Here is a 26,386-nt window from a genome sequence, read left to right as displayed (position 1 = left end):
ACTGTTCCACATTCTCACGAAAGGAGGCATCTGTTCTATGGCTGTGTTACCTATGAAACGTGTTCGCATCTGTGCGCTGAAGAAAAACCGCAAGCAGATTCTTGAAATTTTACAGCGGCGAGGCGTGGTGGAACTAAGCGACACGCAACAGGAGGACAGCGTTTTTCAAAAAACCGATATGTCGTCTGCAAGAACGGTATTTGAAAAGAACATTGCCGTTTCAAACCAGGCTTTAGAGGTATTGGAAACCTATGTTCCCCTCAAAAAACCTATGCTATCGATGCTAGAAGGCAGAGAGGCATTGTCGGTGGAATATTACGAAACCTTTAGCAAAGAACGCGACGAGGTAATGCGAATAGCCTACCGATTAAATTCACTTGCAAAAGAGATTGCAGAGAACAATGCAAACATCCCAAAACTGCAAACTCAAATTGAGGCTCTTGCACCTTGGCTTACATTAGATATTCCGCTTGGCTTTAAGGGTACTAAAAAGACCGCGGCGTTTATTGGCTCGTTCACGGGTGAAATTACTCAGCAAGATATTTACAGCGAACTTGTTCGCATCGCACCAACAGCAGATACCGTTAACGTTGATATCATCAGCCGTACGAAAGAGCAGACTTGTATCTTTGTTCTTTGTTCGCGCAGCGAAGCGGATGTTGTGGAGGATGCATTAAGGACAATGGGCTTTGCCCGCCCCCCAATGTTATCTACCGTAACACCCACCAAACGCAAAGCTGGACTGGAAGATGAAATGAAAAAGCTGCACTCTGCTACCGAAACAGCTGAAGAAGAAATTAAAACCTATGCAGGTACGCGCAACGCCATTAAGTTTACCATAGACTATTACACGATGCGCGCCGAAAAATACGACGTAATTGGTAAGCTGGCTCAGTCGCGACGCGTCTTTATTTTAGAAGGTTACATACCCGAAAAAGACGCCGCTTCTTTAGAATCAGTTTTGTGCAGCCTGTTTGACCTTGCGATTGAATTTGAGACCCCGGCGGATGACGATGACGTACCCGTAGCGTTGCAAAACGGTTTGTTGGCGGCTCCTGTAGAGTCGGTTGTAGAAAGCTATAGTCTACCCGGCAAGGGAGAATTAGACCCGACATCCGTTATGGCAGGTTTCTACTATGTTTTGTTCGGATTGATGTTATCCGACGCAGCATACGGTTTAATTATGGTATTGGGCTGCGGCTTTTGCCTATGGAAGTACAAAAACATGGAGAGCGGTATGCGCAAAACGCTGCTGATGTTTTTACTGTGTGGTGTTTCTACTACATTTTGGGGCTTTATGTTCGGCAGCTTTTTTGGTGATACCGTTGCAGTAATAGCAAAAACTTTTTTCAACAGCGATATCGCACTCAAACCGTTGTGGTTTGAACCGGTAAAAGAACCGATGCGAATGCTTGTATTTTCGTTCCTACTGGGCATCATTCACCTGTTTACCGGCCTCGGCTTAAAACTATACCAATGCATAAAGAACAAACAATATAAAGACGCTTTATACGACGTTGTGTTTTGGTATATGTTGGTAGGCGGAGGAATTATCTATCTGCTTACCATGTCGATGTTTACCGAGATGATGGGGCTGACTTTTGTTCTGCCCCCGATAGCAGGTACCATCGCAACCGTTTCTGCTATTATCGGCGCAATTGGTATTATTGCCACCGCAGGGCGCGATTCGCGCAACTGGTTTAAACGTTTGCTCAAAGGTTTATACGGGCTTTATAACGTTACCGGTTACCTCAGCGACATTCTTTCTTACTCCCGTTTGCTTGCTCTTGGGCTTGCCACCGGCGTTATAGCTACGGTGTTTAATAAAATGGGCAGTATGTTCGGCAGCGGATTCATGGGAGCAATCCTGTTTACTCTGGTGTTTGTAATAGGACATTCACTGAACATTGGGATAAACCTGCTTGGCGCTTATGTACACACAAACCGTTTACAGTTTGTGGAGTTCTTCGGCAAGTTTTACGAGGGCGGGGGCAGAAAGTTCTCTCCCTTTACTGAAAATACGAAATATTTCAAAATCAAGGAGGACATTTGATTATGTGGAACTCTATGGGAATTGCATTTGCATTGTTGGGCGCAGCACTGGCTGCATTATTGGCAGGTATTGGTTCGGCAATCGGCGTTGGTATTGCAGGCGAGGCTGCCGCAGGTGTTGTAACAGAAGATCCAACCAAGTTTAGTAAAGTTTTGATTCTTCAGCTTCTGCCCGGTACACAGGGTATTTACGGATTGCTGATCGCATTTATTACACTTACTCAAATCGGTATTATGGGCGGCAACGCCGATCTCTCTTTGGTAAAAGGTTTACTGTATTTCTGTGCTTGTTTGCCTATGGGTTTTGTTGGGCTTTGGTCTGCAATCCGCCAGGCAAAAGCATCGGTAGCATCGATTGGTCTCGTATCCAAGAAGCCCGATCAGTTCGGTAAAGCAATGATTTTCCCTGCAATGGTTGAAACCTACGCAATTCTTGCACTGCTTATCTCCATCCTTTCTATTTTTGGAGTTGCCGGTTTGAACGTTTAGTCAAAGTTAGGAGAGTTATCAATGACAGGCTTGGATAAAATTCTCAGTCAGATTCAGCATGAGGCTGAGGAGGCTGCTGCATCTGTGCTTGCAAAAGCAAAAAACGAGGCTACCGATATGAAAAGCGCCGCCATAGCAAAAGGAAAAGCGGAGAGCGAAATCATCGCGCAGCAATCGAAGAGCGCAGTGGAAGATGTTCTTGCACGAGCCGCATCTGCGGCAGCCCTGCAAAAACGCAAAGCTATTCTGACTGCAAAACAGCAGATCATCAGCGATACCATTATAAAAGCGCAACAGTCGCTGTATCAACTGCCGCAAGAACAATATTTCGGTATTATTTTAAAAATGGCTGAAAAATTCACCTTACCGCAGGAGGGCGAAATCTTGTTTTCGGCAGCCGACTTAAAGCGTTTACCCGAGGGTTTTGAAACTACCCTGAATAACGCTATTAAGGCAAAGGGCGCATCACTTAAAATTTCAAGCAACCCCCGCAATATTGACGGCGGGTTTATATTAGCCTACGGCGGTGTGGAAGAAAATTGCTCGTTTGAAGCATTGTTCAGCTCCGCACACGATTCTTTACAGGACAAGGTGCATCAGCTGTTATTCTCATAAAAGCGCACTGCAAAAAGGAGGATTGAAACCATGTCCGAAAAGCAATACACCTATGCGGTAGCGCGTATCCGTGCAAAAGAGCTTTCGTTGCTCAGTTCCGCTGCGGTAGAACAGCTGCTTGCCGGCAAAAGCTACGACGAATGCCTGCATACGCTTGCCGAAAAAGGCTGGGGTGACGATGGAACCCTCACCGCAGAGCAGCTTTTGGAAAACGAGCGCGAGCAAACTTGGGCTTTGATTGCAGAGCTTGTGGATGATATGTCGGTATTCGACGTGTTTTTGTATGCCAACGACTACCACAACCTCAAAGCGGCAATCAAGCAGGTTTGCACCGAAACCGAGCACAAGAACATATTTATATCAAACGGCACGGTCGATTCCGAACTGATCTTAACGGCAATTAAAGAACACAATTATTCTATGCTGCCTGCCGATATGCGCGAACCGGCTCAAGAGGCATTTGAGGCTCTGCTGCACACGCGTGACGGCCAGCTTTGCGATATGATTGTTGACAAGGCGGCTCTAAATGCAATTTACAAAGCAGGGTTGTCGGCAGAAAACGAATTGCTCAAACTGTATGCCGAGCTTACCGTTGCGGCAGCAAACATTAAAACAGCAGTGCGGTGCCAAAAAACAGGTAAATCTTTGGATATATTGCAGCGCGCACTCGCCCAATGCAGCACCTTGGATGTTGACCGTTTGGCTCATGCTGCTGTAATCGGCTTTGATGCTATCTGCGAATATCTTGAGAGCACCACCTATACGGATGCCGTTGCGGAGCTTAGAACTTCGCCCTCGGCATTTGAGCGTTGGTGTGATAATTTGATTATCCGCAAAATACGGCCGCAGCTTTACAATCCGTTTACCATCGGCCCCCTTGCCGCTTATATTCTGGCAAGAGAAAACGAAATTAAAACGGTGCGTATCATCCTTTCCGGCAAGCTGAACGGGCTTTCGGAGGAATCTATTCGAGAAAGGTGCAGAGAGATGTATGTATAAGATTGCAGTACTTGGCGACCGCGACAGCATCTACGGTTTTGCAGCTCTTGGGCTGGACACCTATCCTGTCACCGATACGACGGAGGCTGGCAAAAAGCTGCGAGAGCTTGCAGAGGGTGCATACGCGGTTATTTATATCACCGAGGCATTGGCAGAACAGCTGGAAAGCGAAATCGACCGTTACCGCGCGGTTCGTCTGCCTGCCATCATTCCAATCCCCGGTGTTTCGGGCAATACGGGGATGGGCTTAAAAATGGTGAAGAAATCCGTGGAGCAGGCAGTCGGCTCCGACATTATTTTCGGCGGGGGTTGACAGGCACAAAGCTTTGCTTTTGCAAAGCGCCCTGTTCGAAGAGCCAGCGGGGCTGCCCCGCATAGAATCTACAGAAATTGGGTGAAAATAAATGAGCAAAGGTACCATTAAAAAGGTTGCCGGTCCGCTCGTCATCGCGGAAGGCATGCGTGACGCCAATATGTTTGACGTTGTTCGTGTCAGCAACCAGCGTTTGATTGGCGAAATCATAGAAATCCACGGAGATAAAGCCTCTATCCAAGTTTATGAGGAAACCTCCGGGCTTGGCCCCGGCGAGCCTGTTGAATCTACCGGTGTTCCGATGAGCGTTGACCTTGGTCCCGGCCTAATCAGCAGTATCTTCGATGGTATTCAGCGTCCTTTGGACGATATTATGAAACTTTCGGGCACCAGTTTGAAACGCGGTGTAGAGGTTCCTTCTATCAAACGTGATGTGAAATGGCACTTTACCCCTACCGCCAAAATCGGTGATGAGGTAACCAGTGGCGACATCATCGGCACAGTGCAAGAAACCGAAATTGTTCTGCACAAGATTATGGTTCCCAACGGTATTTCGGGTAAGCTTACCTCTATTACCGAGGGGGACTACACCGTAACAGAAACCGTTGCCACTGTGAAAGCGGCTGACGGCAGCGAACATCCCCTTTCATTAATGCAAAAGTGGCCGGTTCGTGTTGGCCGCCCATACAAACAAAAATTATCCCCCGATATGCCTCTTGTTACGGGTCAGCGTGTCATCGACACCCTGTTCCCCATCGCCAAAGGCGGTGTTGCAGCGGTACCCGGTCCGTTCGGCTCAGGCAAAACCGTTGTTCAGCATCAACTTGCAAAATGGGCAGAGGCAGATATCGTCGTTTACATCGGCTGCGGCGAGCGCGGCAACGAGATGACGGACGTACTCAACGAGTTCCCCGAACTGAAAGACCCAAAAACAGGCCACTCCTTGATGGAGCGTACCGTACTCATCGCCAATACCTCCGATATGCCCGTTGCGGCTCGTGAGGCTTCCATCTACACCGGTATCACCATTGCGGAATACTTCCGCGATATGGGCTATTCCGTGGCTTTGATGGCAGATTCCACCTCCCGCTGGGCAGAGGCACTGCGTGAGATGTCCGGCCGTTTGGAAGAAATGCCCGGTGAAGAGGGTTACCCTGCTTACCTTGGCTCGCGCTTGGCACAGTTTTATGAGCGTGCAGGCCGTGTTATTACAACAGGCAAAGAAGGCAGAGAGGGTGCACTTTCGGTAATCGGTGCGGTTTCTCCCCCGGGCGGCGATATTTCGGAGCCTGTTTCACAGGCAACCCTGCGTATTGTAAAGGTGTTCTGGAGCCTTGACTCCTCTCTTGCCTATAAACGCCACTTCCCTGCTGTCAACTGGCTTACAAGCTACTCGCTGTATGTAGACACCATGGAAAAATGGTTTAACGAGCATGTAGAGGGAGACTGGATGGATTTGCGCAGCAAATTGATGAGATTGCTGCAAGATGAGTCGGAGCTGGAGGAGATTGTAAAACTGGTTGGTATGGATGCACTTTCTGCACCCGACCGCCTAAAACTCGAGGCTGCACGCTCGATTCGTGAGGACTTCCTGCATCAGGATGCGTTCCATGAGACCGACACTTACACTCCGCTGCAAAAACAGCATTTGATGATGCAGCTGGTTTTGGATTTTTATAATGCTTCGGTAAAAGCACTCAGCAAAGGCATCTCGGTGGATGCATTGGTGAAACTGCCTGTGCGTGAACAAATCGGCCGTTTCAAATACATCCCCGAAGACAGAATGAAATCGGAATACGATAATATACTCCATACGCTTTCTAGCGAAATAGACGAATTAGCTCAGCAAAAGGAGGACTTCTAATATGCCAAAGGAATATAGAACCATAGAAGAGGTTGCGGGTCCTCTTATGCTTGTGCGCGACGTAGAAGACGTTGCGTACAACGAACTGGGCGAGATTGAACTTGCAAACGGCGAAAAGCGCCGCTGCAAAGTGCTTGAAATCGACGGCAGCAACGCGATGGTACAGCTGTTCGAAACTTCTACCGGTATCAACCTATCCAACAGCAAAGTGCGCTTTCTTGGCCGCAGCATGGAGCTGGGTGTGTCGGAAGATATGCTCAGCCGTGTATTTGATGGCTTGGGCAGACCGATTGATAACGGCCCTGAAATCCTGCCCGATAAACGTATGGACATCAACGGCTTGCCGATGAACCCTGCTGCACGTAACTATCCGCAGGAGTTTATTCAAACCGGTGTTTCGGCTATCGACGGGTTGAACACCCTGGTTCGCGGGCAGAAACTGCCGATTTTCTCTGCATCCGGTCTGCCGCATGCAAACCTTGCCGCACAGATTGCACGTCAGGCAAAGGTACGCGGTACCAGTGAACCTTTTGCGGTAGTATTTGCCGCTATGGGTATCACGTTTGAAGAGGCAAACTTCTTTATCGAGAGCTTCCGTGAAACGGGCGCAATTGACCGTACCGTGCTGTTCATCAACCTTGCAAACGACCCTGCCGTTGAGCGTATTGCTACCCCGCGTATGGCGCTTACCGCTGCAGAGTATCTTGCCTTTGAAAAGGATATGCACGTACTCGTCATCTTAACCGATATCACGAACTATGCCGATGCATTGCGTGAGGTTTCTGCTGCGCGTAAAGAGGTGCCCGGCCGCCGCGGTTATCCCGGTTATATGTACACCGACCTTGCATCGCTGTACGAAAGAGCAGGCCGTCAGAAAGGAAAAAGCGGCTCTATCACCATGATTCCTATTTTGACCATGCCCGAAGACGATAAGACTCATCCTATCCCCGACCTTACCGGCTACATCACCGAGGGGCAGATTATACTCAGCCGTGAACTGTACCGCAAGGGTGTAACACCTCCTATCGATGTGCTGCCGTCTCTGTCTCGTCTTAAAGATAAGGGCATCGGCGCAGGTAAAACCAGAGCAGACCACGCCAATACCATGAACCAGTTGTTTGCTGCGTATGCGCGCGGTAAAGAGGCGAAAGAGCTCATGGTCATCCTTGGCGAGGCGGCCCTTACCGATATTGACAAGCTGTATGCACAGTTTGCCGATGCTTTTGAGCAGGAATATGTATCGCAGGGCTACCACACCAACCGCGATATTGAAGAAACTCTTACACTCGGGTGGAAACTGCTGAGCATCCTGCCACGCAGTGAGCTAAAACGTATCAAGGATGAATACCTCGATGAATACTACGGCAAATAAGGAGGGATACCCTTGGCTGCAACTCATGTAAACCCAACACGTATGGAGCTTACGCGCCTAAAGAAAAAGCTGATAACCGCAACGCGCGGGCATAAGCTGCTAAAAGATAAGCGCGACGAGCTGATGCGGCAGTTTTTAGACTTGGTGCGTGAGAACAAAGCGCTGCGTGAGCGCGTAGAGCAGGGCATTGCCTCCGCCAACAAAAACTTTGTACTTGCCCGTGCAGGTATGTCTAACGAGGTGCTGAACGTTGCATTAATGGCACCAAAGCAGGAGGTTTATTTGGAAACCGAGGCAAGAAACGTGATGAGCGTCGAAATCCCTGTGTTCGAATATAAAACCAGAACCTCTGATGCAAACGATATTTACTCTTACGGCTTTGCGTTTACCTCAAGCGATTTAGACGGTGCTGTAAAAAGCCTTGCCGATATTTTGCCTGATATGCTGCGCCTTGCAGAATGCGAAAAATCTTGCCAGTTGATGGCTGCAGAGATTGAAAAAACACGCCGCCGTGTTAATGCATTGGAACATGTGATGATTCCCGAGATGCAAGAAAACATCAAGTACATCACCATGAAACTGGATGAAAACGAACGCAGTACGCAAATTCGCCTGATGAAAGTAAAAGATATGATGCTTGAACAGGCACACCATTATTCGCAGCGCAATTCTTAAAGTAATTATCAAACTCTATTTATTGAAAGAGCCATTCGTATTACGGGTGGCTCTATTTTTTATTTTGTTATTTTTAGCACTCGTTATGTAAGAGTGCTAAAATTTACAGTATTTTCATAATTCCGTGCTCTTTTTGTAACAAACCAAGGTTATAATAAAGCCATAAAAGAAAAACAATTATACACTCTATATTAAGCAAAGTAGGTGATTAAAATGTAGCTGCATAGTTTACTTTCATAACATTACATCATTATATTATTTTGATTGGAGGCTTTTTTATGTTTGATTTAACACCTTTTGACCGCAGACAGAGAAGTCTGTCCAACTATTTTGATAATTTTGAAAAGACCTTTTTTGGCGATATTTTAGGCAGTATGGGTGCATTTAATACCGATATCTTAGACCAAGGCGATAAATACGTATTACAGGCTGAACTGCCCGGATTTGCAAAAGAAGACATTCATATTGATCTGAACGGGGATATGATCACCATTCATGCCGAGCACAAAGAAGAAAACGAAGAAAAAGACAACAAAGGTAACTTTGTACGCAGAGAACGCCGTTACGGGTCGTTCAGCAGAAGCTTTGATGTAGCAGGTATTAAAACCGATGAAATTACCGCTGAATATAAAAACGGCGTTCTTGAAATGAATCTGCCCAAAGCAACATCCAAGGCTCCTGCTACCCGACAAATCGAGCTGCGTTAATGCGATAATTCCACAATCTAGTGCAGAAATGCATATAATTTTAAACGCCATTTGTTCATAACAGGTGGCGTTTAAAATTACACTGTTTCTAGTTTTTATGTGCACAAATTTTACATAGATTGTACAATCTTATGCTTTTTTGCAGTTTGTTTATAGATTATTCACAAATAAATGATACTATAACTGTTAGTTGTGACGGAGTTATCTAATTAACTTTATCACAATAATATATAGTCCTTTAGGACAAGAAACCAAAAAAGAAAGAGAATGAATGAATATGAAAAAAATCCTTGTATTTTTGATGGCTACAGCAATGGTAGTATCTTTGGCAGCTTGCGGCGGCGGCGCTAGCAGCAGCGAGTCTGCAGCTCCTTCTGAGGAGACCAGCGTTTCCGAGGCTGCACCTGCTGAGAGCGAAGAAGAAACTTCTGCTCCTGCTGAAGAGGCTTCCGAGTCTGAAGCTGCATCTGAGTCTGAGGCTGCTTCCGAGTCCGCTTCTGAGGCTGCACCTGCTGCTTCTGAATCTGCTCCTGCTGCTTCCTCTGAGGCTGCAAAATAATTCAGTCATCTACTTACAAAAAAGGCATCTGCATAGCAGATGCCTTTTTTTATTATTATACAAATTGATTATCTGCACAGATTATCAGAGTGTTTTAACACATTTGACGCAAATGATATACTTAGACTGTTAAACCATGCAGAAAAGAGATGTAAAAACGTGAACCACTGCATTGAAACACTTGCTCAGGCTCAGTCCTCATTTTTAGAGCAGGTTGATATAAATTACTCGTATACCCTTGCAAAAAAGATGGAACAATTTAAATCCAACCAAGCACTGGGATATCGTACTGCAGGAAGCGAAGCAGAATTTCTCACCGGTGAGATGCTTTACCATGAAATGCAGAAAATTGGTTTGCAAGAGGTTACAAAAGATGGCTTTACGCTGGACAGTTGGGAATTTGAAAAAGCAAAGCTATCGTTTACCGATAACAGCGGTTTAAGCCGTTGTTTTGAGTTGGGCGGGTATCAAACAAATTTTGATACCCAAGGTGAACAGCAATTTACACTGGTTTATGCAGGGCGAGGTACTTATTGCGATCTTGCTCCCCTAGATGTGCGAGGCAAACTCGTGCTTATTGACATTAACCAGCGTGATGAATGGTGGATTAACTACCCTGCTTATCAGGCTTACCTAAGGGGTGCGGCTGCAGTAATTGCCGTACAGGATGAAGGTTATGCACAAGTGGATTCCACCGCGCTCAACTCGCAGGATATCTGCGGACCTGCAAACGCAGCTGCATTTTCCATGTCAAAAGCCGATGCTGCGGTGCTCAAAAACCTGTTAGCAACAAACAACAACTGCATAACCGTGAAATTTGATGCAAAATCCAAAGTAAAGCTGAATCAAAAATCTTATAATATTGTAGGCAAGATTATTGGAAAAGACCCCGACTCGATGATTTTAATGAGCGCACATTACGATTCTTACTTTGCCGGCTTTCAGGACGACAATGCAGCGGTTGCACTGATGATGGGCATTGCCAAGGCATTGCTTGGCAGCGGCTACCAACCCGAAAAAACGCTGGTTTTCTGTGCTATGGCTGCAGAAGAGTGGGGTGTTTCAAACACGCGCTACGATTGGTCTGTTGGTGCATACAACCAAGTGTTCCGCATTCATCCTGAATGGGCAGGCAAAGTCATCGCCAACATCAATTTCGAGCTCCCCGCCTGTGCACACGATTCGCAGGATGTGATCCGCTGTGTGTACGAACTGGAAACCTACTTGACGGAGTTTGCAAAGACGGTACCGCGTGTAGAGGGAGCATATCCCGACGGCATCTGCATTGCCTCCCCCGTATTGACATGGTCGGATGATTTTTCTATCGCTATTTCAGGCATCCCCTCTTTGGTAAACGATTTTGCAGCCGGGGGGTTTATGCAAACGCATTACCACTCGCAGTTTGATAATGATGAAGCATATGACGAACCATCTTACCATTTTCACCACAACCTGTACGGCATGCTGATGCTTTGCTATGACCGTTGTGCAGTTGCTCCCTTAGATTTTTCTGTACAGCTTACAGCGCTGCGCAACAGTATGGATACTGCCCAAATGAATGGATGCGGTGCGGCATCGGAGGGCTTAACCCGTGCCCTTGACAATGCGATTACCCACGCACAAGCGGTTTACAAAATAGTTGGGCACATTAACAGCGAATACAGCCATGCGCTCGACCAAGGCGACCAAACAGCAGCAAAAGCCCTGTACGAGCGGTATCGCCCGCTGAATACTGCCCTACTGAAAGCTTTTAAGTTTGCAGAAGACGCTTTTGTACGGCTGACATGGCACGATGAACCCATCTTCCCGCATCAGCATCCGCAAAATAATTTGGCATGTATTGCAGGTGCGCTAAATGCTCTGCTTTCGGGCAACCTTACCCGCACACTTGACCCGTTTATCGGCGAAATAGATAACAACTGGTATGCATTCCACTTTGAAAATGCTGTTTTTCGCTACTTCAGCGACTATGTACTGCATCAGCCTGCCCACCGTTTGATGTGGGGTGCAGGCAGAGTGCTTGGGCAAGAAGACTTATCCGATATCATCCTGTCACTAAATGCAAAAATTCTTCAACCGAACCCCAAGTTGGAGAATGAAATTGCAAGGCTGAATGCTGCACGCCAAAATCAGCAAAAACTGCTGGTTCGCACAGTAGTCGAAGAGACAGAGGCAGTAAATAAGCTTGCCCATCTTTTAAAAAGCTGCATAAAATAATCGAACCTGTATCCAAAATGGATACAGGTTCTTTCTGTTTATCAATCTGTTTTTAAATTGCGGTACTCGTTGGCAGAAATCCCTTCGCTCTTTTTAAAAACCCGAGAAAAATGTGCAGTATCGATATACCCAACCATTTCAGAAATATCGCTGATACGCAGCGCAGGGTTGTACAGCAGTTCTTTCGCCTTTGCGATCCGTGCGCCGTTGAGGATATCATAAAAGCTTTGATTGGTGTATTTACCGAGCAGCTTGCTAAGATGCCACTGGCTGACATAGCATTTGTCGGCGACATCGCATAATGATATTTTTTCACTGCAGTGTTCTTCAATATAAGATACAGCCTGCCTTACAATAAAGCTGCTTGCAACCTCACTGTGATTTGTTGGCGCCTGTACCGCGGTTTGCCTGCTGTTATGTAACAAACTGTGCAAATTGCTTGTCATTGCGTCCAGTGCTTCTTCCAGCTCATCCATTTTTGAAGGTTTGAGCAAAAAGCGCGTAACACCAAGCTTGATTGCCTCTTGTGCATACGAAAAATCGCGAAAACCAGTGAGCACCGTCACCTGCATATCGGGGAACTCCGATTTAATTCCGGCAAGCATGCCCAAGCCGTCTTTTCCCGGCATACGAATATCGGTAAACAGGATATCAGGTTTTTGTTTGCGAATTGCCAAAGTGCCCTCTACTCCGTCATTAGCCGAACCTACTACCTCGCAGCAATAGCGTTCCCACGGAACAATCCGTGTAAGCCCCTCTACAATAATCGATTCATCGTCCACAATCAACACCTTGTACATGTTTTGCCTCCTTAGCCTTTGATTGCACCCGCTGTCATACCTTTAATTATATTCTTTTGCAAGAAAATGTACACAATCAAAACAGGAACCACCACCAAAACAACAGCTGCCGTCATCAAACCGTAGTTAACCCCTGCCTGCGAACTGATTTCGTTGAGCAGCAGCGTAATGGTATAAGATTCTTTATAACGCAAAAAGAACATCTGCGTAAACAAGTCGTTATAGCTCCACAAAAATGTAAAGATGGCAACCGTTGCAAACGATGGTTTTGTAATTGGTACAATGATACGAAAGAATATCTGGAAGATGTTGCAGCCCTCCATAAATGCTGCTTCTTCAAGGTCTATCGGCAAACTTTTGATAAAGCCCATTAAAACAATGATGGAAAACGCTAAATTGCCCGCAATTTGGGGCAAAATTACGCTGAACAGCGATAGCCCAACATTGCCTGTATTGGCGATTTTCCAAGAAAACATCATACGAAATACGGGTATGATGGTGGAAAACACAGGGAACATCATGCTTGCGACGATGAGTGAGTAAACTGCATTTTTACCTTTGAAATTATAGCGGGATAAACCGTAAGCCGCAAAGCCCGCCAAAAGTACCACCACCAGAGTAACCGAAATAGAGATAATCAGGCTGTTTTTGTAAGCACCCAAAATATCTACACGCTCAAATGCTGTCCTGTAATTATCTAAACTAAACGAATCGCCTATTGGGATGGAGAAAGAATCGGAGCGAATGAGCCCCTTCTTTTTAAACGAGTTGATGATAACCCAAAAAAACGGATACATGGTTGTGATTGCCCAAAGAGAAAGAACCAGATAGATGATTATTTTGCCGATAGGAGCCTTTCGCTTATGTACAGGCATCGGTTTTAGCTGCTTTAACTGCGGCTTTGCAGTTTGAATTCCTGTCATAACATCCCTCCTCAATACTCTTTTTCTTTCAGCACGCGGTTGACAAGTTGCGATATTATAACACCCAGTACCACAATTACAATGGCAATGGCTGAGCCATAGTCAACATCGCCCACGTTAAAAGTTTGTTCGTACATATAGGTACCTGTAAGCCATGACCGATCCATCGGTATGCCTCTGCCCATCATCACCCATGGCAAATCAAACACCTTAAGCGCACCCGTTACTGCAAGCACTAAGCAAGTGCATAACACATTATGCAGCAAAGGCAGCGTAATGTAGCGCACACGCTTAAAACCTCCTGCGCCGTCGATCTCGGCTGCTTCATAAATATCGGGTGAGATATTATTCAGCCCTGTTACAATAATCACGAAATAAAATCCCACATATTGCCACATAACAGGTAAGAACATGGTAAATAAGTAATGCCCTTCGTCCTTCCAATCAATTAAGGTATTGGCATCAGCTATACCTAACTTTAACAATAATTGATTGACCATGCCGCCATCATATAAAAATATCAAGTTGAATAGCAAACCCAGTGCCGTTGCAGAAATTACGATGGGGAAAAAGTATACCGTACGAAAAAATTGCGAACCCGTGCGAATGGTATCCACTAGCAACGCCAAAACCAGTGCAAATCCAACCTGAAACACAATTGTCAAAATCATAAGTAACATGGTATTGCCAAAAGCAGCTGCCATGTTAGGGTCGGTAAAAAGCTTGGTATAGTTTTGATACCAAGGGGTATTCATGCCCTGGGCAGCAGTACCAAGCCCGGTGATGTTAAAAAAACTGTTTACAACATTCATCACAAAAGGGTAATAAAGAAATACAGCCATAAACAGCAATGCAGGAGTAAGAAAAACCGCAAGCGGACCTTTCTTTTTATAAATCATAGAGTTCATTGCTTCACCGCTCTCTTTTGATGTATGCATTTTTGTTGACTTTTGAAAAAACCGGAGAGCTTTATTCAACTCTCCGGTTTTGCACAACTTCACTCTTGTTTGTTGAAACGTTAGCCTTTAATTGCAAGTGCCGCATCAACGGATGCTTCTGCTGTTGTTTTGCCTGTTACTACGTTTTTCACATCTGCAAATAAAGCATTGCGTGCTGCCTGATTTAAAAGGTCTTGTGCCGCAGGGGCCACACCGGTAGCACCCTTTGTAAGAGAAAGTGCAGCCGTTACAAGTGAATTCGCGTTTTCGGGTACAGCTGTACCGTTCTTCAAAGCGGTAACAGCCGTTGCACCAAACGTAGACACAACCTCATCGGTAGTCATTGCTTTTACAAACTCCACACAAGCTGCCTGTTTTTCGGGGTCATCCCAAGCTTTTTTGGTGATATAGTAGCCCATGGATAAGCCGCCAATCATATCGGTTGCTTTGCGGTCGTTTTTAGCGGGTACGTATGTAACGGTAAAATCATCGATATTCGCAGCATTTTCTTCAAACCAACCGAGCTTCCAAGAACCGTCGATTGCAAAAGCAGCTTTGTTGTCTGCCATTAACTGGAATGTTTCAGGGTCGGTTGCGGTGGTGGTGTTTTTGGGGAAGAACCCTGCTTCATACATAGCTTTCATGTCGTTGAGGCCGTTAACCCAAGCTTTTCCTGCTTCATCGGAAGAAGATGCCGGCAAGGTGGCATGGTTTGCTACCGTACCAAAGTTAAAGGTGCAAAATTCAAACCAGTAGTGAGGAACCTCTTGCAAAGAACAGGCAATGGGGGTATAGCCCTTGTCCGCAATTGTTTTGCAGTCTTTCATAAACTGCTCCCATGTGTAATCTGCACCGGGAACCTCAACGCCGCAATCTGCAAGCACTTTTTTGTTGACGAAAAGCCCTTCCCAGTAGCCGTTTACCGGAACAGAATAATTTTTGCCGTCTACAGGCGAAGCACCCATCATTTCATCCTTCATATTGGATGCATAATCGGGATATACTTTACGAATTTCTTCAATGGATACAACCTTGCCGCCTTCAATCAGTTTGTTAGCGTCATTTCCGTTGAAATAGAACAGAACGTCGGGCTCTGCACCTGTTTCGAAGTCTGCCATAATTTTGGCTTTCCACTCTTCGTTGGATGTACCGGATGCGTCCTTAACGACGTTGCCGCTTGCAGCTTCGAACGCTTTATACGCATTTTCGTAGTTTGCCCTATTGCCGTCGTCGCCGCCGTAAGAAGTAACTACGGTAAGTTCAACGGGCTTATTGCCAACTGCAGGCGCTGTGCTTGAACCGGCATCACTCTCGGGGGGCGCCGGAGTTTTCTGACAACCCGCAAACATTGCCGCGGAAAGAACAATGGCAAGTACCAGTGCTATAATTCGTTTCATGATACAACCTCCATAAATTTTAATCTTTCGGTGGATATCTCTTGTAACTCTTATATTACACTGCCACACCTTAAAAGATAATAGACCGTCTTGCTATTTCTTGTATTTCATTGTGCAGAGTCTATTATTATTTTAGCTACAACGTGTCCATTATTGTCTGTTTTGATTGTAAGCCCGCTTTTTTCGCCGTAAATAATTTTAAGCCTTTGGTTTACGTTGCTGATACCCAAATTGCCGGAGTTTTCATCTTTCGCATCATAATCTGATGAAAGCAATTGTGCAATGTGCTTCTCATCCTCTTGGGTTAGTGTACCGTTGTTTTCTACTTCCAAAATCAGTTTACCCTGCTCGCTGTATATACGTATAATAATTTCGCCTCGTTGCTGCGCCTGTACTCCATGCTCTACCGCATTTTCAATAATCGGCTGCATAATCAGGCGGGGCACCTTGCAATCGAGTAACGTTTCGTCAATTTCTTTTTTTACAGCAAGCCTCTTGCCCAAACGTTCGGCAATAATATATAAATATGCATCCGCATACATCATCTCTTCCGAAAGGCGCACCACAGGTTTGCCTTTTCTGTCCATCGCTGCATCCAGCATAGTAGAAAGTGCTTCAATCATACGCGAAACTTTAATATTGTCGGCAAGCCGAGCCTCCCAGTTGATGATTTCGAGCGTATTGTTGAGAAAATGCGGATTGATTTGTGATTGCAAAGCCATAATTTTTGCGTCTCGCAGGGCAAGCTCTTCGCTGTAGATGCGTTCGAACTGGTATTTCAGCTTTGCAGACATACTATTGAACGCATCGGTTAGGTATTGAAACTCACGATTATGAAAATCCGAATTGATTTGATAGCCGAGTTCGCCCCGCTCGATGATGCTTGCAGCACCGATTAAGCTGCTTATCGGGCGCGATATGGTACCATAGAAAAACCAAATTGCAAGCCCCAACAGAGGAACAATGAGCAGCAAAACCCCAATAAACATAGATTGAAAACTCGACAGCTCACGCATTAATGAAATGCGGTCTACCCCCACCGCGTAGCTGAGGCGGCAAATTTGCAAATCCTCCATACCCGAAACCACCGAAACACCGCGGTAATTTTGAAAATTACTTCTGCCCTCTTCAAAAACAATTCGTTTCATATTCAGGTCGAATGCATCACCGCGCAGCACCACCGATGTGCTGTTCAGCCAAATGGTGGCATCGGTTGCCCACACAACGTTTTTGATGCCTTCGAACATCACATCGGGGTTCAGTTCCATCACAAGCACGGCATAGGGTTCAAACACCTTGTTGTAATCGAGGATGTTGCGCACCATATAGACACTGCCGTTTACATTGAGAAACTCCACTTTGGTACCCAGCCCCTGAGAGAGCTTTTGCACTTTTTCGTGTACATCCTGCAGGTATTTACGTACACCGGAATAGCTGCCGGAATAACCGTCGTTATATGTATAGTAAATACGGTCGGGGGCGTCGATGTAATAAAGCATGGTGGTGAGAAATTTATCATCATATTTATATTGCTGCGACAAAAACGCGGATACCTTACCGTATAAAGCCTCATGATCTCCCGTACTTTGATATGCATAGTACGACGCTTTTACAGTAGGGGCATACGAAGCATTGCGCGATGCCGCCACCGCTGCTTCAATGCGGTTTTTACTTGTTTTTACCGCGTTATCCACCGATGTGCTGATGGTATTGATAATTTGGTTGTTGATGTTGTTGTTGATGTAATACCCCAGTACCCCCACAATAATCAGTACCGGCAAAATCCAACATGCCAAAACAATGGCAATGAGCTCCCACTTGAGCGAAGGCTTCCCCATTTTTTTGCATAGGTTCCTATTCAAATCAACATCCCCCTTGTACTCTTTCATTCGAGTATACTATTATTTTCCATATCACACAAGACAGCGCATTCACCACAGGTTTAAAAAGGCATTGCTACAAAAGAACCTCCGCCCTTTGTACAGCAATTCAATGTTGCAGCAAAGAGCGGAGGTTCTTTCTATATAGAAAGGAGAAAAAGGGGTTTTACAATTTCAAAAACTCTTGCAATGTTTGCACTGTTTGCTCGGCAAGATGCTGCTGCTGCATTTCGCAGCAAACACGAAGCAATGGCTCGGTACCCGAAAAGCGAGCGATAATCCATCCCCCGTTTTTAAAGTAGATTTTGCAGCCGTCAAGGTATGAAATATGCTCGATAGGCAGTGAAAACTCCGGCAGCAGTTTATCTGCAAACAGCAGCTTGGTAAGTTGTTGCTTGCACTCGGCTGTCATGCGGTAATCGCTTTCATGGGTATACAAAATGCCATAGGTATCGAGAATTTCTTTGTACAGTTGGGATAAACGCTTGCCTGTGACGGCAACCATTTCAACCAACAAAGCCGCGGCATAGATACCGTCTTTGCCCTGAATATGCCCGCGCACCGTAAGCCCGCCCGAGCTTTCGCCGCCGATGACCGCATTGGTTTCGCGCATTTTAGCCGAAACATGCTTAAACCCTACGGGCACTTCGTAGCATTTTTCGCCAAAGCTTTCGGCAACCTTATCGAGCATATGCGTAGTGGAATTGTTGCGCACAACAGGGCCATGCCAGCCCTTGTATTTTACAAGATAATAGTACAGCAGGGTTAGGATGCGGTTGGGGTGCAAAAACTCACCGCAGTCGTCGATCACACCGATTCTGTCAGCGTCCCCGTCGGTTGCAACACCAAGGTCGCAATGGTGGTCAAGCACGTAGTTGACAAGGCTTTTCATAGTATCTTCATTGGGTGCAGGCAGCCTGCCCCCAAACAGCGTATCGTGGCGCTCGTGGATTACCTCTACATCGCAACGTGTAGTAAGCAATATCGTGCGCAGTGAGGTTTGGCTGACGCCGTACATCGGGTCAAGCGCAACTTTTAGCCTTCTTTGCTTAATTGCCTCGGTATTTACCGCAGATAAAATACTGTCGATATAATCGTTGAATGAATCGATTTCTTCTACCGTACCGCAATCGATTGCTTTATTGTAATTCATTGTGTTGATTGGCTTTCCGCAAAGGTCGGCGATATACATTTCGATTTCGGCGGTGACACGTTCGTCTGCATCTCTTCCGCCGGAAGTAAACACCTTAATCCCATTATAAATGGCTGGATTATGGCTGGCGGTAATTGCCATACCGTAATCCAGATTCAATTGCTTTACGGTAAACATAATCAGCGGGGTTGGGGCTTCGCGGTCGAGCACCTTGCAGTGAATCCCCTCGCCTGCCATCACCTCTGCCGCCCATTTTGCCGCCTCTGCCGAGAGAAAACGGCGGTCATATCCAATACAAAAACCTTTTTCTGCACTACCCGAATCTTTCATCATTCGTGCAAGCGCACAGGTAAGCAGCTGAACATTTGCCTTAGTAAAATCGTCCCCGATAATCGCTCGCCAGCCGCCTGTTCCAAACTTAATCATATGTACTGTTTCTCCTATCCCATTATAATCGTTACATCGTTGACGCTGCCGGTAGGCTGGCACGGTACCGCTCCGCCCTCTAATGTTTTACCTGCAAGCAAGACGGTTTTTACGCCTTTTTCCACCCCGTTGGGGTTTTGCACCGTAATGTTGTAGGTAGCGCCGCGCCACTTGCGTACTGCTGTAAAGCCCTGCCAGTGTGAAGGAATGCAGGGGTCAATCATCAGATGATTAAAATCGGGGCGGATGCCGAGCAGAAAGCGAGTTGCCGCAAAGTAACTCCAGCCGCCCGAACCGGTCATAAACGGGTGACGTGCCCTGCCATGTGCAGTATGGTCTTTGCCCATAATAAACTGACAGTAGGAATACGGCTCGCTTTGGCGGATTTCAATAAGATTGTTCTGATGATAGGGGCAGAGCGCATCATAAAACTTCATAGCACGGGTACCCCTGCCCAGCTTTGCCTCTGCCGCCCACGCCCATGGGTTGGAGTGGCTAAAAACGGAACCGTTCTCTTTTACTCCGCGGTATACACGCGTTACAAAGCCGATGTCATCGTCGGGGGTGCTGTAGGCAGGCGCAACCAGCATCAGTCCGTAAGGGGTGTACAGGTATTCATTTACCGAATCCATACAAAGTTCGCCATGCTCTTTGCCTGCAACACCCGAAAGCACCGCCCACGCGTTGCTTTCGAGATGAACCCTGCCTTCGCTGTCGCTTTGCACGCCTATTTTACGCCCTTTTGCCGTGATGCCGCGGGCATACCATTTGCCGTCCCACAGCACTTTTTCGCTTACTGCTTTGATCTGCTTTGCAATTGCGCCGTATTTAGCGGCATCTTCTGTCTTGCCGACATAGCATGCAAGCTCGATAAAATATTGCAGTGCCCAGTAATGCAAAAAGCTTACCATGGCGCTTTCGCCGCCACCCAAATTGAGGCAATCGTTCCAGTCGGCTCGCAACCCTTTGCAAATGCCATTTGCACCAACTTGCTCTGTTGAAAAATCGAGGATTTTCGTCATATGCTCGTACACTGTTCCGCTGCCGCCGTCGGCATAAGTAACTGTCTCATCGAGCAATGAAAACTCGCCTGTTTCTTTAATGTATTCTACAATGGCAGCAATCAGCCACAGGGCATCATCTGCGCAGGTATCCTCTAACCCGTGAATCATCTGAGATTTGTTGGGGGTAGGCACCACCGTTGGGGATTTAAAGCTTTGCTTTTTCTCTTGAGGGTCAAACCACTCGGGTTGAAACAGGTGTAGCCCGTAGCCCTGCGTCACCAAGCCACGCAGCAGCTCGATGATACGCTGACGGCATTTTTGCGGGTTGGAATGCGGCACCGTCATGGCATCTTGGGCGGTGTCTCGGTAGCCAAGCCCTGTTCTTCCTCCAACCTCAATAAACGAAGCAAAACGCGAAAACATCACGTTAATTTCGCTTTGGTATAGCGTCCAAATATTGAGCATCGTGTTCATCCCCTCGTTGGGGGTGTTTACTTGCAAACGGCTCAATTTATCGTCCCAAAACTTTGCCAAATCGGCAAAGCAACGGTCTACTGTAGCTTCATCGGAGTATTTTTTCCGCATCACTTTCGCATTTTCGTAACCCTGCTCACCCAGCATAAAGAGTAAGCGCGCGTTCTCCCCTGATTGAATCGATACTTTTTTATGCAGAACAGCACAGTGGTTGCCCCCAAACTCGGTACTGCCGCTGCACGCACCACGTTCTACCGCGAGGGGGTTAGTTTCTGTGCGATAACTGCCTAAAAAGGCATCACGCACACAGTCGTAACCATCTGGGGTAAAATTAGACGTAAAAAACTGATAACCATCCTCTTCGTAAAACAAATCGTATTGAATTATGCCGTCTTGATAAGACGAACCGGAGGCATACAGGCTCATTTGATGATTTTTGTTATCCATTTCAATGTGATGAAACGAAAACTCACAGTAAGAAAAAATGCTGAGGTGCCGTTCTCTGTCACTGCTGTTATGCAGTGTTACATCCCATAATTCCACAGGGTCTTCTATTGGGATGAACAGCGTTTGCTGTGCGTTGATTCCGTTGTAATCGCAAATGTAACGCGAGTAAGAAAGCCCATGGCGGCATTCGTAACGCGCTTTATCAAGCGGTTTGCCCACAGGCTGCCACGAAATGCTCCAGTATTCGCCCGTATCATCATCGCGCACATATACATAGTGGCCAGGGCGGTCCATCGGCACCCCGTTTGGGCGAAAGCGGGTGATACGGTGGTATTCGGGTGATTTGTAAAACAGGTACCCGCCCGCTGTATGGTTGAGCACCCCGCACATCTCGTTAACGCCGATGTAGTTCGTCCATGAAACGGGCACATCTACCCTGTTGATGACATACTCTCTTTTTTTATTGTCAAAATAGCCGTACTGCACTGCAAAGCCCTCCTCAAACATCAAAATTTACACATCGAGTTACTCTAATACCATTATAGCTTTGGGGGCAGAGCCGGTGGAATAGACAAAGGTGTGAATATTTGAATCTTGTTGTTCGGTTACCTCGACTACCTGCTAAGGTAATGTTTTATATTGCATAAAAACAAAAACAGCCGCCAATTTTTTTGATTGACAGCTGTTTTTGATTGCAGATATTTATTTCACTATTGAAGAAACTTTTTCAAGGGCTAAAAGCTTTTTCTTTAAATCGAGCCCGCCGCGGTAGCCTACCAGCTTACCGCTGCTGCCCACAACCCTATGGCAAGGGATAAAAAGCGGTATGGGGTTTTTGTTGTTCGCAAGCCCCACAGCACGGCAGGCTTTGCTGTTGCCTGCCATTTGCGCTATTTGCTTGTAACTTGCGGTTGCGCCGTACGGTATTTGGCAAAGGCACTGCCAAACCTGCTGCATAAACGGTGTGCCAGCAGGAGCAAGAGGCAGCGAAAACTCTTGTAACGTACCTGCAAGATAGGCTTGCAGCTGACGATGAGCCTCTTTAATTACATCAGTTTCGCATTGGGCAAAGTCGCGCTCTTGCGGGATACTGTCTGTTTCAAAATACAAATTTGTAATAGAACCCTCTTTTTCTGCAATTGCAACTTTGCCGATTGGTGTGTCGTAATACCAGATTGCCTTCATATTTTTCATCCTCCTGCTTGCTACTTAGCAAAAAATATAAAGTACACTGCTACAATGGCGCCCAATATAATACGATACCAACCAAACGCTTTAAAATCGTGCTTTTTAATATAACCCATCAAGAACTTGATAGCAAGGATGGATACAACAAAAGCAACAACCATACCTGTAAGCAAAATCACCCACTCATCCGGGGTAAAATGAAAGCCAAATTTAATTAGTTTAATCGCACTTGCCCCAAACATAACGGGGATGGAAAGAAAGAAAGAAAATTCTGCGGCAACATAACGCGAAGTACCTAACAAAATAGCACCGAGAATGGTTGCACCCGAACGAGATGTGCCCGGAATGAGTGCCAGCACCTGGAATACACCAATCAAAGCGGCGGTTTTGTAAGTAAGCTGCGAAAAATCTTTGATAAGCGGCTTGCGTTTACGGTTGCGATTCTCAAGCAAGAGAAACAGCACACCGTAAATAATAAGCGTTGCGGTAACTGTTTGGTAATTGTAAAACAGTTTATCAATCTGGTCGTCAAACGGAATGCCGATAATCGCTGCGGGCAGTACTGCAATTACTACCTTAATCCATAAAATCACTGTATCGCGGCGTTGTGCAGGTGTTTTGCTCAACGCAAAAGGATTTAACTTACGAAAATAAAGCAGTACGACTGCCAAAATTGCACCGAGCTGGATTACAACCAAAAACATTTCTTTAAACTCGGGCGTAATGTTGAGTTTAATAAACTCATCTGCCAAAATCATGTGCCCTGTACTGCTGATGGGGAGCCATTCGGTGATACCTTCAATGATGCCTATCAGCACAACTTTAAGAATCTCTACAAAATCCATGAAAAAACCCCTTTGCCGCGGTAGTTGCCGCTTAATTGTATTATTGAATTAATACAATAATACTCATGTTTGGATTTGCTGTCAACCAATATTAACTATTTTATGCAAAATAAAAAGAAAAATGTTGCTTCGACTTTGACAACGATTGCGCACGAAACTATTTTTCGATATAATAATACCACGTATTACCGCATAAGACCACCCGAATTCTTAATTCTGGGAAGGAAGATGATCTTGGGGTAATTTTTCGTTACAACAGCAGCGACCCAAGCAATTTTTTTGGGAACTGGCAGGTGTAAGCAGACTTGGCAGGATTCTGAATTGCACCTCATAGGGCAGATGATAGACCACGCTGAAATATGCATTGGAGAAAATGACGTACAGCTTAGAATCTATAAGAAAAACGATTGATAAAAACTGCTTACTTTTATAAAACGAGAAAAGCCGCATGATTTCTTCAATCATGCGGCAGTTTATGTATTACGCCCTGTCTGCAATCGAATAAAAACTGCATTTTCTGTTTTCGTACAAAGCAAGTTGGGTAAAGCCTGCTTGCAGCGCAAGTTCAAGTGCAGCATCAAAGTCTGCAGCAACATCCTGATAGCAGTGCGCATCTGAACCCACTACCAAAATTTCGCCGCCCAGCTGACGGTAAAGCTGTAAAATATCCAGCCCGGGCAAAGTTTCGCCCAACCCTTGGCGCAAACCAGAAGTATTGATTTCAAGCCCTTTTCCGCGTTCTATCAAGCGCTTGAGCACAGCAGCCAATTCATCGGGGTATTTCATCAGGCTCACCTGCTGCCCTTGGCGCGATGCATAGCGTTTAATCAGGTCGATATGCCCCAAACAATCGAAATCACCGATATCGGCAAGCTCATAAAGCAGTTCGATGTTTTTACGGGCAATGCTGTCGTTGGTTCTTTCGGAATAATGCTTAAATGCCAAATCTACCGCATACAGCTTATGAATAGAGCCAAGCACATAATCAAAATGATATTTTTCCAAAATACGTTTTGCATCTTCCATATTACATGTGGGTTGCCCCAACTCGATTCCGCGGCGGACAATGAGTTTGCCGCCAAATTTTTCGTGGCAATACTCCCACTCGGTAAAATATCGGTCGATATAATCATCGTCAAACATCAACCGTTCTTTGCCTTTGTAGTCGGGGGCGTATATTTCAACATGGTCGGTAACGGCAATTTCGGTGAGACCACGCTCGATTGCCGCGAGGCACATCTTCTCCATCGGCATACGCGCATCCGGCGAGATACTGTGCATATGATAATCTGCTATGATCTTTTTCATCCTAATCAAATCCTTTGATGGTATTTAAATGCTTCATTTTGGTAAATATGTGTGCTATAACCTTATTATATATTGACATACTACCCATTACAAGTGGTATGATAGTTCTATACACACAGTTCGGCAACAATTACAAAATCACTACATATAAGGAGCCTTATTCTATGAAAGAAATCAGCATTTTTGATGTAATCGGGCCAAATATGATAGGCCCCTCTAGCTCGCATACCGCGGGCGCCCTGCGTATTTCGTTAATGGCGGGCAAATTGGTAAGAGAGCGTATTGTAAAAGTGGAGTTTACTTTGTACGGCTCGTTCGCCAAAACGTATAAAGGGCATGGAACCGACCGTGCCTTGGTTGCAGGCATTTTAGGCTTTGGAACAGAGGATGCTCGTATTAAAGATTCGTTCCTCCATGCCGATGATGCAGGCTTGCAATACATCTTTACCGTAAACGAAAGTGAAAAAGACCTGCACCCCAACACAGTGGATATTGCCATCACGTCGGAAAGCGGTACCCTTACCACCGTGCGCGGTATTTCTATTGGCGGCGGCAACTCTAAAATTGAGCGTATCAACGGCGTACACGTCAGTCTATCGGGCAATTACAACACTTTGCTCATCCGCCAGCTGGACAAGCCCGGAGTGGTGGCTTCCATCACAAAAATTCTCAGTGAATACCAAATCAACATCGCGTTTATGCGGATGTATCGCGAGAACAAAGGCAAGACTGCTTATACTATCATTGAAGTGGACGGCGACATACCCGAAGAAGCTGCCGAAAAAATTGAAACCAACCAGTATATTGAAAGCGCAATGCTGATTCAGATTTAACACCGTGAGGAGGAACAACAATGGATTTTTTAAACGGAGCCGGATTGCTTGCCGTATGTGAGCAGTATGGCTGTACGATATCACAGGCAATGCTGATGCGTGAAACGGAACATATGGGCGGTTTACGCGAAGAAATTTTTGATAAACTGCATGGCTCTTATGAGATTATGAAACAGGCAGTAAAAAAATCGCTTACCGAACAACTCACCTCAATGGGCGGGCTGATTGGAGGCGAGGCAAAAAAACTACAGGCACACCATTTGAACTGTAAGTCTGTTTGCGGGCAGATTACAGCAAAAGCAATCACCTATGCGATGGGAGTGCTAGAAGTAAACGCCTCAATGGGGCTGATTGTTGCCGCACCCACAGCTGGCTCTTCCGGGGTAATACCGGGGGTATTCCTTGCGATACAGGAGGAGTACGGCTTACCCGACGAACAGATGGTGGATGCCTTGCTCAACGCGGGGGCTGTTGGCTACTTGTTTACCCGCAATGCCACCGTTGCAGGTGCCGAAGGTGGATGCCAGGCTGAGGTTGGCACCGCAAGCGCTATGGCGGCAAGTGCTGTAACGCAGTTATTGGGTGGCAGCCCCGAGCAGTGCCTTTCGGCTGCAGCTATGGCAATCAGCAACTTATTGGGGCTGGTATGCGACCCTGTTGCAGGGCTGGTAGAATCGCCCTGCCAAACACGCAATGCCATTGGTGCTTCGAATGCGCTTATTTCAGCAGAAATATCCCTGAGCGGTATTCGTAATCTCATCCCATTTGATGAAATGGTGGAAGCGATGTATCGTGTGGGCAGAAGCCTGCCGTTTGAACTGCGCGAAACTGCTTTGGGCGGCTGCGCAGGAACCGCAACAGGCTGCAAACTTTGTAAGAAAATATTTAACACATAAATAATTATCCCC

Annotated in this window: 23 protein-coding genes; 13 read left to right on the top strand and 10 right to left on the bottom strand. The window is 46.1% G+C overall.

Annotated features, from left to right (window positions below):
- Positions 1-37 precede the first annotated feature (37 nt).
- From EDD70_RS13455 to EDD70_RS13405, 11 genes are all read left to right on the top strand, one after another.
- On the top strand, positions 38-2,053 hold the full coding sequence (locus EDD70_RS13455; protein ID WP_092756220.1) for a V-type ATP synthase subunit I: 2,016 nt from the start codon (positions 38-40) through the stop codon (positions 2,051-2,053).
- Positions 2,054-2,055: 2 nt separating this feature from the next.
- A complete protein-coding gene (locus EDD70_RS13450) occupies positions 2,056-2,541 on the top strand; it encodes a V-type ATP synthase subunit K (RefSeq protein WP_092756218.1) in 486 nt (161 codons plus the stop codon).
- Positions 2,542-2,562: 21 nt separating this feature from the next.
- A complete protein-coding gene (locus EDD70_RS13445; RefSeq protein WP_092756216.1) occupies positions 2,563-3,156 on the top strand; it encodes a V-type ATP synthase subunit E in 594 nt (197 codons plus the stop codon).
- Between the two features lie 30 nt (positions 3,157-3,186).
- Positions 3,187-4,155 (top strand): V0D/AC39 family V-type ATPase subunit, encoded by a 969-nt coding sequence (locus tag EDD70_RS13440; protein WP_092756214.1) that lies wholly within the window; start codon positions 3,187-3,189, stop codon positions 4,153-4,155.
- Positions 4,148-4,468 (top strand): V-type ATP synthase subunit F, encoded by a 321-nt coding sequence (locus EDD70_RS13435; protein WP_092756212.1) that lies wholly within the window; start codon positions 4,148-4,150, stop codon positions 4,466-4,468. Before EDD70_RS13440 ends, EDD70_RS13435 begins: the two co-directional genes overlap by 8 nt.
- 91 nt (positions 4,469-4,559) lie before the next feature.
- The gene (locus tag EDD70_RS13430; RefSeq protein ID WP_092756210.1) at positions 4,560-6,332 is read left to right on the top strand and encodes a V-type ATP synthase subunit A; all 1,773 of its coding nucleotides are present in this window, start codon (positions 4,560-4,562) and stop codon (positions 6,330-6,332) included.
- A gap of 1 nt (position 6,333) precedes the next feature.
- Positions 6,334-7,704 (top strand): V-type ATP synthase subunit B, encoded by a 1,371-nt coding sequence (locus EDD70_RS13425; protein ID WP_092756208.1) that lies wholly within the window; start codon positions 6,334-6,336, stop codon positions 7,702-7,704.
- 12 nt (positions 7,705-7,716) lie between these two features.
- Entirely contained in the window at positions 7,717-8,379 is a 663-nt protein-coding gene (locus tag EDD70_RS13420) for a V-type ATP synthase subunit D (RefSeq protein WP_092756206.1), read from the top strand.
- A gap of 278 nt (positions 8,380-8,657) precedes the next feature.
- Positions 8,658-9,086, top strand: coding sequence for an Hsp20/alpha crystallin family protein (locus EDD70_RS13415; protein ID WP_092756204.1), 429 nt, complete (start codon positions 8,658-8,660; stop codon positions 9,084-9,086).
- Between the two features lie 277 nt (positions 9,087-9,363).
- A complete protein-coding gene (locus tag EDD70_RS13410; protein ID WP_092756202.1) occupies positions 9,364-9,645 on the top strand; it encodes a hypothetical protein in 282 nt (93 codons plus the stop codon).
- A 159-nt stretch (positions 9,646-9,804) separates the two neighbouring features.
- Complete coding sequence (locus EDD70_RS13405; protein WP_242943183.1) at positions 9,805-11,862, top strand: M28 family peptidase; 2,058 nt, start codon at positions 9,805-9,807, stop codon at positions 11,860-11,862.
- Positions 11,863-11,903: 41 nt separating this feature from the next.
- On the opposite strand, the gene EDD70_RS13400 is transcribed toward EDD70_RS13405, so the two are convergent.
- The 10 genes from EDD70_RS13400 to EDD70_RS13355 form a co-directional block, all read right to left on the bottom strand.
- Entirely contained in the window at positions 11,904-12,662 is a 759-nt protein-coding gene (locus EDD70_RS13400; RefSeq protein WP_092756200.1) for a response regulator transcription factor, read from the bottom strand.
- 11 nt (positions 12,663-12,673) lie between these two features.
- The gene (locus EDD70_RS13395; protein ID WP_341465132.1) at positions 12,674-13,585 is read right to left on the bottom strand and encodes a carbohydrate ABC transporter permease; all 912 of its coding nucleotides are present in this window, start codon (positions 13,583-13,585) and stop codon (positions 12,674-12,676) included.
- An 11-nt stretch (positions 13,586-13,596) separates the two neighbouring features.
- Positions 13,597-14,493 (bottom strand): carbohydrate ABC transporter permease, encoded by an 897-nt coding sequence (locus EDD70_RS13390; protein WP_092756305.1) that lies wholly within the window; start codon positions 14,491-14,493, stop codon positions 13,597-13,599.
- Between the two features lie 110 nt (positions 14,494-14,603).
- The gene (locus tag EDD70_RS13385; protein WP_205408622.1) at positions 14,604-15,920 is read right to left on the bottom strand and encodes an ABC transporter substrate-binding protein; all 1,317 of its coding nucleotides are present in this window, start codon (positions 15,918-15,920) and stop codon (positions 14,604-14,606) included.
- Between the two features lie 107 nt (positions 15,921-16,027).
- Positions 16,028-17,782 carry a sensor histidine kinase gene (locus EDD70_RS13380; RefSeq protein WP_162840936.1) on the bottom strand — a complete coding sequence of 585 codons (1,755 nt, stop codon included), beginning with the start codon at positions 17,780-17,782 and terminating at the stop codon, positions 16,028-16,030.
- A gap of 184 nt (positions 17,783-17,966) precedes the next feature.
- Entirely contained in the window at positions 17,967-19,379 is a 1,413-nt protein-coding gene (locus EDD70_RS13375; RefSeq protein WP_092756196.1) for a phosphoglucomutase/phosphomannomutase family protein, read from the bottom strand.
- Between the two features lie 14 nt (positions 19,380-19,393).
- Entirely contained in the window at positions 19,394-21,790 is a 2,397-nt protein-coding gene (locus EDD70_RS13370; RefSeq protein WP_092756194.1) for a glycoside hydrolase family 94 protein, read from the bottom strand.
- A 216-nt stretch (positions 21,791-22,006) separates the two neighbouring features.
- Positions 22,007-22,489 carry a methylated-DNA--[protein]-cysteine S-methyltransferase gene (locus EDD70_RS13365; protein ID WP_092756192.1) on the bottom strand — a complete coding sequence of 161 codons (483 nt, stop codon included), beginning with the start codon at positions 22,487-22,489 and terminating at the stop codon, positions 22,007-22,009.
- A gap of 20 nt (positions 22,490-22,509) precedes the next feature.
- A complete protein-coding gene (locus EDD70_RS13360; protein ID WP_092756190.1) occupies positions 22,510-23,337 on the bottom strand; it encodes an undecaprenyl-diphosphate phosphatase in 828 nt (275 codons plus the stop codon).
- Between the two features lie 480 nt (positions 23,338-23,817).
- Positions 23,818-24,645: a histidinol-phosphatase HisJ family protein gene (locus EDD70_RS13355; RefSeq protein WP_092756188.1), complete on the bottom strand. Its 828-nt coding sequence runs from the start codon at positions 24,643-24,645 to the stop codon at positions 23,818-23,820.
- A 164-nt stretch (positions 24,646-24,809) separates the two neighbouring features.
- Here EDD70_RS13355 and sdaAB point away from each other — a divergent pair, with 164 nt between their 5' ends.
- Together sdaAB and sdaAA are read left to right on the top strand one after the other, a co-directional pair.
- The gene (sdaAB, locus tag EDD70_RS13350) at positions 24,810-25,478 is read left to right on the top strand and encodes an L-serine ammonia-lyase, iron-sulfur-dependent subunit beta (protein ID WP_092756186.1); all 669 of its coding nucleotides are present in this window, start codon (positions 24,810-24,812) and stop codon (positions 25,476-25,478) included.
- A 20-nt stretch (positions 25,479-25,498) separates the two neighbouring features.
- Positions 25,499-26,374 carry an L-serine ammonia-lyase, iron-sulfur-dependent, subunit alpha gene (gene sdaAA, locus EDD70_RS13345; protein ID WP_092756184.1) on the top strand — a complete coding sequence of 292 codons (876 nt, stop codon included), beginning with the start codon at positions 25,499-25,501 and terminating at the stop codon, positions 26,372-26,374.
- Positions 26,375-26,386: the final 12 nt, after the last annotated feature.

Origin of the sequence: Hydrogenoanaerobacterium saccharovorans, assembly GCF_003814745.1 — a bacterium.
Lineage (GTDB): Bacteria > Bacillota > Clostridia > Oscillospirales > Ruminococcaceae > Hydrogenoanaerobacterium > Hydrogenoanaerobacterium saccharovorans.
This window is presented reverse-complemented; position numbering and strand designations above follow the sequence as displayed.

Excerpts from the sequence above, each read along its gene's own strand:
- EDD70_RS13410 (WP_092756202.1), top strand. The coding sequence starts at position 9,364 with ATGAAAAAAATCCTTGTATTTTTGATGGCTACAGCAATGGTAGTATCT.
- EDD70_RS13440 (WP_092756214.1), top strand. The coding sequence starts at position 3,187 with ATGTCCGAAAAGCAATACACCTATGCGGTAGCGCGTATCCGTGCAAAA.
- EDD70_RS13455 (WP_092756220.1), top strand. The coding sequence starts at position 38 with ATGGCTGTGTTACCTATGAAACGTGTTCGCATCTGTGCGCTGAAGAAA.
- sdaAB (WP_092756186.1), top strand. The coding sequence starts at position 24,810 with ATGAAAGAAATCAGCATTTTTGATGTAATCGGGCCAAATATGATAGGC.
- EDD70_RS13445 (WP_092756216.1), top strand. The coding sequence starts at position 2,563 with ATGACAGGCTTGGATAAAATTCTCAGTCAGATTCAGCATGAGGCTGAG.
- EDD70_RS13435 (WP_092756212.1), top strand. The coding sequence starts at position 4,148 with ATGTATAAGATTGCAGTACTTGGCGACCGCGACAGCATCTACGGTTTT.
- EDD70_RS13430 (WP_092756210.1), top strand. The coding sequence starts at position 4,560 with ATGAGCAAAGGTACCATTAAAAAGGTTGCCGGTCCGCTCGTCATCGCG.
- sdaAA (WP_092756184.1), top strand. The coding sequence starts at position 25,499 with ATGGATTTTTTAAACGGAGCCGGATTGCTTGCCGTATGTGAGCAGTAT.
- EDD70_RS13390 (WP_092756305.1), bottom strand. The coding sequence starts at position 14,493 with ATGAACTCTATGATTTATAAAAAGAAAGGTCCGCTTGCGGTTTTTCTT.
- EDD70_RS13355 (WP_092756188.1), bottom strand. The coding sequence starts at position 24,645 with ATGAAAAAGATCATAGCAGATTATCATATGCACAGTATCTCGCCGGAT.
- EDD70_RS13360 (WP_092756190.1), bottom strand. The coding sequence starts at position 23,337 with ATGGATTTTGTAGAGATTCTTAAAGTTGTGCTGATAGGCATCATTGAA.
- EDD70_RS13425 (WP_092756208.1), top strand. The coding sequence starts at position 6,334 with ATGCCAAAGGAATATAGAACCATAGAAGAGGTTGCGGGTCCTCTTATG.
- EDD70_RS13395 (WP_341465132.1), bottom strand. The coding sequence starts at position 13,585 with ATGACAGGAATTCAAACTGCAAAGCCGCAGTTAAAGCAGCTAAAACCG.
- EDD70_RS13385 (WP_205408622.1), bottom strand. The coding sequence starts at position 15,920 with ATGAAACGAATTATAGCACTGGTACTTGCCATTGTTCTTTCCGCGGCA.
- EDD70_RS13400 (WP_092756200.1), bottom strand. The coding sequence starts at position 12,662 with ATGTACAAGGTGTTGATTGTGGACGATGAATCGATTATTGTAGAGGGG.
- EDD70_RS13415 (WP_092756204.1), top strand. The coding sequence starts at position 8,658 with ATGTTTGATTTAACACCTTTTGACCGCAGACAGAGAAGTCTGTCCAAC.
- EDD70_RS13375 (WP_092756196.1), bottom strand. The coding sequence starts at position 19,379 with ATGATTAAGTTTGGAACAGGCGGCTGGCGAGCGATTATCGGGGACGAT.
- EDD70_RS13365 (WP_092756192.1), bottom strand. The coding sequence starts at position 22,489 with ATGAAGGCAATCTGGTATTACGACACACCAATCGGCAAAGTTGCAATT.
- EDD70_RS13450 (WP_092756218.1), top strand. The coding sequence starts at position 2,056 with ATGTGGAACTCTATGGGAATTGCATTTGCATTGTTGGGCGCAGCACTG.